The 10,021-nt window shown below is 65.2% G+C and carries 5 protein-coding genes; 1 reads left to right on the top strand and 4 read right to left on the bottom strand.

Translation table 11 applies throughout. The features are described 5' to 3' along the window. Positions 1-210: 210 nt before the first annotated feature. Positions 211-2,220, bottom strand: coding sequence for a M13 family metallopeptidase (locus tag AC1DQP_RS11365; protein ID WP_478051620.1), 2,010 nt, complete (start codon positions 2,218-2,220; stop codon positions 211-213). Positions 2,221-2,362: 142 nt separating this feature from the next. After that, positions 2,363-4,474, bottom strand: coding sequence for a M13 family metallopeptidase (locus AC1DQP_RS11360; RefSeq protein WP_478051619.1), 2,112 nt, complete (start codon positions 4,472-4,474; stop codon positions 2,363-2,365). 230 nt (positions 4,475-4,704) lie between these two features. Here AC1DQP_RS11360 and AC1DQP_RS11355 point away from each other — a divergent pair, with 230 nt between their 5' ends. Continuing rightward, a complete protein-coding gene (locus tag AC1DQP_RS11355) occupies positions 4,705-6,303 on the top strand; it encodes a phytoene desaturase family protein (RefSeq protein WP_478051618.1) in 1,599 nt (532 codons plus the stop codon). Between the two features lie 69 nt (positions 6,304-6,372). On the opposite strand, the gene AC1DQP_RS11350 is transcribed toward AC1DQP_RS11355, so the two are convergent. Further along, positions 6,373-8,415: an alpha/beta hydrolase family protein gene (locus AC1DQP_RS11350; protein ID WP_457320994.1), complete on the bottom strand. Its 2,043-nt coding sequence runs from the start codon at positions 8,413-8,415 to the stop codon at positions 6,373-6,375. A gap of 78 nt (positions 8,416-8,493) precedes the next feature. Continuing rightward, positions 8,494-10,021, bottom strand: a 1,528-nt coding sequence (locus AC1DQP_RS11345) for a TonB-dependent receptor (RefSeq protein ID WP_478051617.1), incomplete at its 5' end; no start/stop codon positions are given.

Here is a 10,021-nt window from a genome sequence, read left to right as displayed (position 1 = left end):
GCCCTTGGAGGCGAAATAAAGGGGGAGGGGGCGGCCGCAGGCCGACGCCGGAGGACATTCGCCGGAAAGGGCWTGGGGACCCAGCGCCCGACCCACCGACCACCGCGCCCGGAGAGAGTCAAGGCGCGCTCATTCTCGTCCCGCACATCGGCGAAGAACCAAAAAAAGGGCGCCCAAGGGCGCCCTTCTCACTTCATCACTGACGCAGACTCAGCGCCAGACCTTGATCTGGTCGTTGTCCACGCGCTGCATCGGCTGGCCCGGCTTACAGCTGAACGTCGCGCCGAAGGCCGGCAGGTTGGACAGCGCGCCGTTGGTGCGCCAGCGACCCGGGGCAAGGATGTCCGAAGTCAGGCGCTGGGCGGCTTCGTTGGGCGAAAGCTGCTGCGGCCACAGGCTGGCCCAGGCGCGGAAGAAGCCCTGCTGCGCGGCCGGCTTGGCCGCCGGGTCCACCGCCTTGTAGGCCTCCCAGGCCAGTTCCACACCGGCCAGGTCGGCGAGGTTCTCTTCGCGGGTGAGTTCGCCATTGACCTTGGCACCCTTCACGCCCGGGAAGTCGTATCCGCTGTACTGCGCGGCCACGCGGCTGCCGAGCAGCGTCCAGGCGGTCTTGTCGGCCGGCTGCCACCAGCTGCGCAGCTCGCCCTTGGCATCCACCAGCGCGCCYTTGGCATCGATGGCACGGGTCAGTTCGTGGGCGACCAGCGCGCCGTAGCTGCCGTACTTGTCGGCGCTGTCGGCCTTGGCATTGAACACCGGGCTCTGCAGCACCGCAGCGGTGACGATCAGCCGGTTCTGCGCGATGTCATAGGCCAGTGCCGGCTGCTGCGGCAGCACGTCCCAGCGACGGTCGGCGTTGCCCTTGCCGATCCGCTTCATTTCTTCGCGGTGGCGCCAGGTCGAGGCGATCAGCATGTTGCCGCCGAAGCTGCCACGGCCCATCGGCTGCACGCTGYAATCCAGGTCGCGCAGCGGCGTACCGATCTCGATCTTCAGCGCGGCCAGCTTGGCCTGCGCTTCGGTCTTGGCTTCGGCGCTCATCCAGGTGCTGCGCTTGACCGCGTCGATCTGCACTTCACGGATCTTGTCGACGATCACTGCGGCCTGGCGGCGATCATCGGCGGACAGATAGCGGCTGGCGTACTCGCGGCCAAGCATCGGGCCGGCAGCGACGTTGATCGCATCCAGCGTCTGTTCCCAGCGCGCCGGGGCGATGGTCTCGCCACGRATCACCCGGCCGCGGAATTCGAACTCGGCATCGCGGTAGGCCTTGGACAGGTACGGCGCCATCGCATCGCCCACGCGCCAGCGCAGGTAGGCCTTCCACTGGTCCGGCTTGATCTTGGTGACCATGCCGTCGAGCTGCTTGAACAGCGCCGGATCGGCCAGCGAGACCAGGTCGTCGTTGACGCCCTGGACCTTCAGGAACGCATCCAGCTGCAGGTTGCGATAGCGGCTGGTGAGGTCCTTGGTGGAAATCGGGGCGTAGTTGTTGAACGGGTTGTTGATGCCGGCCAGCGACTGCGCGTTGCGCGCCAGCTCGGTTTCCAGCGCGATCACCGCCTGCGACTCTTCATCCAGCTTGGCCGCCGGGGTGCCGGTGAGGGCCAGGATCTGCTTGACGTAGGTGCGGTAGCGGCCCATCAGCGCCACGGTGTCGGCATCGGTGCGGGTGTAGAACGCCGGGTCCGGCAGGCCCATGCCGCCCTGCATGAAGTAGCCGATGTGACGGTCGAGCGCCTTGAGGTCCACGTCCGGGGCGAAGTTGAAGGCCACCGGGATGCCGACCTGGTGCAGGGCGGCGATCGAGGCCGGAACGTCCTTGGCCTTCTTGATCGCGTTGATGCGGGTCAGCAACGGGGCGATCGGGTTGGAACCATCGGCTTCGATGGCCGCTTCATCCAGGCCGCTGGCCCAGAAGTCGCCGAGCAGCTTCTGCACGTTGCCCAGCGGGGTCTTCATCGATGCATCGAGCAGCTCGCGCTGCTGCTGGCGGGTCCGGTCGGCCAGCTGCCCCAGGGCGGTGGTGGCACCGGTCTGCGGTACCGGGTTGGCCTTGAGCCAGTTGGCGTTGGTGGCATCGTAGAAGTCGCTGCACTGCGCGCTGACCGCCGGCGCACGTGCGGCCTTCTTCTTCGGCGCAGCGTGCGCATCGTGTGCGATGACCAGGGAGGCCAGGCTCAGGCCCAGGGCAATGGCGAGCGGACGGAGGTTGGACATGTAAAGCGAATCCAGTGTGGATTGGGATCGCGCGAGTGTACCAAGCAAAGCGAAAAGAGCGTGATGGGCGGCGGCCCCAAAAACAAAGGCCCGGGAAATCCCGGGCCTTTGCCTGCATCACCTCACGCGGTGGCGCGATGGCTTACCAGATTACGACCTGCTGGTCGCCGGCGCGGACCATCGGCGAACCGGCCTTGCACTGGAACGCCGCGGCGAAGGTCGGCAGGTTCGACGGCGCGCCCATCGCGCGGAACTGCGCCGGGGCGTGCGGATCGGTGGCCAGGCGGACCTTGGCGTTCTCCGGGGTGTACTTGGTGCGCCACACGGTGGCCCAGTTGAAGTAGAAGCGCTGATCGCGGGTGAAGCCGTCGATCTTCGGATCTTCCTTGCCGGCGGTGGCCTTCTGCAGGGCGTCGTAGGCGGTCGCCACGCCGCCCAGGTCGGCGATGTTCTCGCCCAGGGTCAGCTTGCCGTTGACGGCCTGGCCGTCCACCTTGTAGCCATCGAACTGCTTGACCAGCTTGTCGGTCAAGCCGCTGAAGTTCTTCTTGTCGGCCGGGCTCCACCAGTCTTCCATGTTGCCGGTCGGCCCGAAGCGGCTGCCCTGGTCATCGTAACCGTGGGTCATTTCGTGGCCGATCACCGCACCGATGCCGCCGTAGTTGAGCGCGTCGTCGGCCTTGGGATCGAAGAACGGCGGCTGCAGGATCGCGGCCGGGAACACGATCTCGTTCTGCAGCGGGTTGTAGTACGCGTTCACCGTCTGCGGGGTCATGCCCCACTCGGTCTTGTCCACCGGCTTGCCGATCTTGGACAGGGCGAACTTGTAGTTGAATTCGTTCGCTGCGCGCACGTTGCCGAGGTAGCTGTCGCGACCGGTGGTCAGGCCGTTCCAGTCACGCCACTTGTCCGGGTAGCCGATCTTCGGGGTGAAGGTTTCCCACTTGGCGATCGCCTTGGCCTTGGTCTCATCGCTCATCCAGGTCAGGCCCTGGATGCGCTCCTTGAGCGCGGCGGCCAGGTTCTTGACCAGTTCTTCCATCTTGGCCTTGGCTTCCGGCGAGAAGGCGACCTTGACGTACAGCTGGCCGAACGCATCGCCGGCATCGTTTTCGATGGTGCCCAGCACGCGCTTCCAGCGCGGCTTCATTTCCTTCTGGCCGTTCAGCGTCTTGCCGTAGAAGTCGTAGTTTTCCTGCACGAACGCGTCGGCCAGGTACGGCGAGGCGCTGTCCACGGTGTGGAAGCGCAGGTAGGCGCGCCACACCGACGGATCGGTATCGCCCAGCGCCTTGCTCACTTCCTGGTGGAAGGACGGAATGGCCAGCGAGAACTTCTCCGGCGCGGCAATGCCCTGGGCCTTGAAGAACTCGGTCCAGCTGAAGTTCGGGGTCAGCTTGTCGGCGTCGGCCACGGTGACCGGGTTGTAGAACAGCGAGACATCGCGCGACAGCTCGGCGCTGGACTTGGAGGCCTTGGCCAGGCGCGTTTCGAACTTGACCACGTCCGCGGCCTGCTTGGCCGCGTCGGCGGCGGCTACGCCGGACAGTTCCAGCACCTTGGCCACGTGGGCCTGGTAGGCCTTGAGCTTGTCGGCGTTCTTGGCGTCGGTGTAGTAAGTGGTGTCCGGCAGGCCCAGGCCACCCTGGCTGGCGTAGGCCAGGTTCATGCTGGAATTCTTGAAGTCCGCTTCCGGACCGAAGCCGAACAGCACGTTGTCGCCCTTGGCCGCGCTGGTGCGCAGGTAGGTGGCGATGGCGTCCTTGTCCTTGAGGCCGTCGATGGCGGTCAGGTCGGCCTTGAGCGGCTCGATGCCCTGGGCGTTGATCTTGGCTTCATCCATGCCGGTGGCCCAGAAGTCGCCGACGATCTTCTCGATGCCGTTCGGGTTCTTGACCGCCGCGACCTGCTCGGCGAGCTGGTGCTGCACGGCGACCGAGCGCTCGTCCAGGATGGTGAAGGCGCCCCAGCTGGTGCGGTCGGCCGGGATTTCATTGGCCGCCAGCCACTTGCTGTTGACGTAGTCGCCGAAGGCGCCGCAGGCGTCCATCGTGGTGTCCAGGTCGGACGGGTGGAAGGCGTTGTAGGCCGGCAGCTTGCTGTCGTCGAGCTTGTACTCGGTGGCCGCAGCGGTGGCGGTCGGCGCGGCGGCGGAGGCCGCGGTGTCCGCAGCCGGGGTGTCTTTCTTGCCGCAGCCGACCAGCGCGGCCGAAACGGCCAGGGTCAGCAGGACGATCTTGGGAGTGCGGATCACGTGGGTTGGCCTCCAGGCCTGAATGCATCGGGGGATGGCCCCCCACAGGGGAGCCGTGGGCCAGACGATACGCCGCTGGCTCGACCTGCAAGGGTGTCGAAGGTCATGGCTGTTGGCAAGCCGCACCTTCACCGGGTGGTCGGCCGGATCCGGCACGCTGTGACACCCGCACCGGCAAAGGCCGACGGCGGGCGCGACAGGCTGCTCGGGGCGGGTATATATAGAGCGTCATGACAAACCCTTCTGCGCAGACCTGGGACGCGATCATCATCGGCGCCGGCCACAATGGCCTGGTCTGCGCCGCCTACCTGGCGCGTGCCGGCCGGCGGGTACTGGTGCTGGAGCGGCGCGGGGTGGTCGGTGGCGCGGCGGTGACCGAGGAGTTCCACCCCGGCTTCCGCAACTCGGTGGCCTCCTACACGGTGTCGTTGCTGCAGCCCAAGGTCATCGCAGACCTGGACCTGCCCGCGCACGGCCTGCGCGTGGTTCCCCGGCGGATCAACAATTTCCTGCCGCTGCCGTCGGGACAGTATCTCTTGGCGGGCAGGGGGATCACCCAAGCCGAAGTACGCCGTTTTTCAGTACGCGATGCCGAACGCCTGCCGTTGTATGAGCAGCGTCTGGAGGTGTTTGCCGATGTGCTGCGTGCGCTGGCCTTGCAGGCGCCGCCGAACGTAGGTGAGGGAGGCTGGCTTCGACGGCTGCCTGCGTTGTGGCGCGCGGCGCGGCTGGGCCGCCAGCTGCAGTCGCTCAGCCCGGCACTGCAGCAGGAACTGCTGGACCTGTTCACGATCTCTGCGGCGGAGTACCTGGACCGCTGGTTCGAAAGCGATGCGATCAAGGCGCTGTTCGGTTTCGATGGCGTGGTGGGCAACTACGCCAGCCCTTATGCGGCCGGCACGGCCTACGTGCTGCTGCACCACGCCTTTGGGGAGAGCAACGGCGTCAAAGGCGCCTGGGGCCACGCGATCGGCGGCATGGGCGCGATCACCCAGGCGATGGCGCGCGCGGCGACGGCCGCCGGTGCCAGCATCCGGGTGGATGCGGGCGTGGCGTGTGTGCTTGTCGAAAACGGTCGGGCGGTCGGTGTTGAAACCTTGGATGGCCAGCACATCCGTGCACGCGCGGTGGTGGCCAACGTCAATCCGAAACTGTTGTACGAACAGCTGCTGGCGCCGGAGGAAGTGCCCGTCGCCACCCGCGAACGCATGGCGCAGTGGCGCTGTGGCTCGGGCACGTTCCGCATGAACGTGGCGCTCTCGCGCCTGCCCGATTTCAGCGTGCTGCCGGGGCCAGGCGACCACCTGACCGGGGGCATCATCATCGCTCCGTCGCTGGACTACATGGATCGCGCTTTTCAGGACGCGCGCGCGCACGGGTGGTCGCACGAGCCGATCGTGGAGATGCTGATTCCGAGCACGCTGGACGATTCGCTGGCACCGCCCGGCCAGCACGTGGCCAGCCTGTTCTGCCAGCACGTGGCCCCCCACTTACCGGATGGACGCAGCTGGGACGATCATCGCGAGGAAGTGGCGGATCTGATGATCGCCACGGTGGAGAAGCACGCGCCGGGCTTTGCGGCGTCGGTGCTGGGGCGTCAGGTGTTGAGTCCGCTGGATCTGGAACGCATCTTCGGCCTGATCGGCGGCGACATCTTCCATGGCGCGCTGAGCCTCAACCAGCTGTTCAGCGCGCGGCCTATGGTGGGGCAGGCCGATTATCGGGGGGCGTTGCCGGGATTGTATCTGTGTGGCGCCGGCGCGCATCCCGGTGGCGGTGTGACCGGAGCGCCCGGGCACAATGCCGCGCAGGTGATCCTGCGCGGGTGACCTTAGCGTACATACGACATCGGCCACTTGCGTGGCCGATGCGTGTTGCGTCGCTGCGTGGCGCTGGGGTCAGAGACCGCCGCCGCCGCAGCCCTTGCCGAGGTAATCATCGATCAACTGGAGCTGGTCGCCCATGATCTTGCGGGTCCACGCCGGGCCGTGTGCGTAGTCGGCAATGGCGTGGTACTCCACCGGCTGGCCAGAGTTCTTGGCCTTGGCCACGAACCACTCGGACTGCTCGATGGGCACCGTCTGATCGCGATCGCCGTGGTAGACCATCAGCGGAATCTTCATCTCTGCCGCCTTGTCCAGCGGGTTGAGCCCGTCCACGGTCTTGGCCTGCGCCTGGCGGAAGAAGGGATTGGTGTAGAACCGTGCCCAGATCTTCTTGATGTCCGACACGCCGGCGCCGGCGATGGCACACTTGTACAGTCCATTCGGACGCACCGACGCTGCGAACGCGGCATAGCCACCGTAGGAGAAGCCGAACATGGCGATGTGGCCAGGCTGCGCGATCTTCTGGTCGATCATCCACCTGGCGCCGTCATCCTTGTCGTCCTGCATCTTCTGGCCCCATTCGGCATCACCGGCCATCCAGAGCTGGCGGCCCCAATCGGCCGAGCCACGGAACTGTGGCCGCAGTACTGCCATGCAGCGCGATGCCATCAGTGGCACCCACATGGATCCATCGAAACCAAGGTTGTCGCGCCCCCACGGGCCGCCATGCGGATGCACGACCGCCTTCCATGGGCCAGCACCGCACATCTCGACGTTCGGCGTGGTCAGGAAGGCGGGAATGTCCAGTCCATCGCGGGCTTTGTAGTACACCAGGCGGGTATCGCCGAGCGCCGCAGGGTCCACGTCCGGGTAGGACTTGGCCAACAGTGTCAGCTTGCCGTTGTGGAACAGGTAGTACTCCGGCGGGTTGGACGGACCGGACACGACGACGACCACGGTCTTCAGGTCCGCCGTGTGATCGACCAGCCGCAGGTTGCGACCCGTATCGTAGTTGGTGGTAGCGCTCTGGCCGGTAGCCAGATCGACCAGCCGCAGCGGTGTCTGGGTGATTCCCAGCGCYTGACGCAGGCCCAGGTCCAACGCCTTGAGTCGCGGTGAGGTCCACTCCACGTCATAGCCGAGCGGGCCGCTGTAGTCCACCCCGAGAATCTCGCCCAGTGGCAGGCCTTCCACCCCCTTGAAGCGATTCATTTCCAGACCGCTGGCGTTGAAGTACTTGTGCTCGAACAACACTTCCTTCTGCTGGCGCGCGGCGATGTCGTACTCGTACACGATCGACTTGTCGCGTCCAACATTGCTCAATACGAATGCGATGTTGGCGTCGTTGGCGAAACCGATCACCTGGTTGACGTCGCGGTCCTTCACGTAGGAACGGAAGTGCTGCTCCCAGGTGTTGGTCTGCGGGTTGCGGAACTCGGTGGCGATGTAGGCGCCGTTGCCATCCAGGTCCTGGCGCAGGCGCGCGCGCAGGTTGCTGTCCAGGTCGGTGATGTAGCCGGCCACGCGCTCTTCGGTTTTCTGGATACGTTGCGCGGTGAAGTCGCGCACATTGACCTTGTAGACGTCACCGGAATTGCTGCCCGAACCGTTGACCACCARGATGTGGTCCGGGTCGTTGGGCAGCGTATCCAGTACGGTCGAATTGGAGAGCGCCTGCTCCAGTTCCTCGTTGCGGCTGGTCACGCGCGGCGGTGCAATGGGTTCCTTCCACTGCTTGCCTTCAATATCGGTGATGAAGAACTTGCTGATGAAGGTCTTGGTGACGCTGTCCTGGCGCAGGTCGTAGGGCTGCCAGAGCGTTACCGCCAGCAGTCCGTTCTTGATGAAGGTAACGCCTTGGAACTTCATGCGTCCGGCGCCGATCACCGTCGGGGCCTGATCGAGTGCATCGGTTTTCCAGACCAGGATGACGCGTTCCTCGCCCTTGGCCTGCAGCCCGGCAAGGTAGCGGCCGTCGGGTGAGAGGGAGAGGCTGGAAACCTGTGGGAACGCGGCGAGCTGCTGGATGCTGGGGGGTGTGGGCTTGGCATGGCTCACCAGCGGCATCGCCAGTGCAATCGCCAGTACGCTGGCGGTCAAAGCGTTGAGGTGCATGGAGGCTGTTCCTTCCTGGACTGTTGGAAGAGGCAAAAAAAAACCGCCGCCCGGGAGGGCGGCGGCTTCATCCCACGATCAGAAGCTCTTGCTGATGTTCACGAAGTAGGTGCGGCCGACGTAGTCATAGCCGCTGTACAACGGGGCATTGCCCACGCGATTCAGGGCGCCCGACGAAATCATCGGCGGCTCCTCGTTGCGCAGGTTGCGCACACCGGCCGTGACGGACCACTTGTCGCCGGTGTATTCGGTCGACAGCGCGTGCAGGAAGTAGCTCGGCACGTCGAACTTGTAGATCGAGGTTTCCTTGTCCAGCTCGTAGTAGTCGTAGCTCTGCATCTTGTTGACCCAGTCCAGGCCATAGCGGAACTTCCACTTGTTCCAGGTATAGACCACGTCGAGGGTGCCCGACTTGTCCGGGGTGTTCAGGTTGCCGTTGTAGTCGATCAGCTCGTCGTCCTTGAACAGCTTGTTGGACTGTTCAAGGAAACGGGTGACCTGTGCGGTCGCACGCAGACTGCCCGGGCCGAGGTCACGGGTGTAACGCAACGTGAAGTCCAGGCCGCGCACCTTGTCCGTTGCCAGATTGACGTAGCTGTCATGTACGGTCAGCTGACCGTTCAGCGGATTGCGTTCGTCGATCAGACGGCAGAAGCCGCCGCCGGCGCGGAAGTCCGGGTTGTTGTAGCACAGGTCCAGGATGTTGGAGCCGCCCGCACGCGCCACGCCATTGCTGACTTCGATGTTGAAGTAGTCCACGGCCAGCGAGAAGTTGCCGACTGCCGAGGAGAACTCCGGTTGCAGCACGATGCCGCCGGTGAAGTTCTTCGAGGTTTCAGCCTTCAGGCCGGCCTCGGCGCCACCGGCCTGCAGCACGGTAACCGACTGGGTGGCCTGGAAGTCAGGTGCCAGGCCTTCCGATGCGCAGTTGCGCGCCAGCGTGGTACCCGGATCGTTGCCGTACGTGTTGCAGGGATCGAACTGATTGCTGAGGAAGCCGCTGGTGGCACCAAGGAACTGTTCAAACAGCGCCGGAGCGCGGTAGGAGGTGCCGTAGGACGCACGGAAGGACACCCACTTCACCGGGGTCCACAGGCCGCCGATCTTGTAGGTGTGGTCCGAACCGTAGGACTGGTAATCGGTCCAGCGTGCAGACACGTTGAAGGTAAGTTCTTCGGCCGCGGTGACGCCGGACAGCACCGGGATCTCCAGCTCGCCGAAGACTTCCTTCACCGAGTCCTTGCCCCGGGTCGGGGTGGACGAAGTGAGGTTGTACAGGTTGCCGTTGATCGAATCGATCGACGGGGTGTCGTCGATCTTCGCGCGACGGTATTCGGCACCGACCGCAGCGCGCACATCGCCGTAGGGCAGCGAGAACAGCGGACCGCTGAAGGACACGTTTGCGGTGCTTTCGGTGTACAGCGTGTTACCGGTGACGGGCACGAACACGTAGTCGCGCCATGCCTGCGGCAGCTGGCCGCCGACCACTGCACTGGTCAACCTCGGAGCGGCGACGCAACCATCGGAAACGTCCACGCAGCGGAAGCCACCTGCGCCGTCGGCAACCACGTTGAGGCTCTTGCCCAGGCGGTCGGTGAGGACCGAC

This window comes from Stenotrophomonas sp. P5_A8 (assembly GCF_056400545.1).
This window is presented reverse-complemented; position numbering and strand designations above follow the sequence as displayed.

Coding starts and splice junctions, on each gene's coding strand:
- AC1DQP_RS11355 (WP_478051618.1), top strand. CDS start 4,705: ATGACAAACCCTTCTGCGCAGACCTGGGACGCGATCATCATCGGCGCC.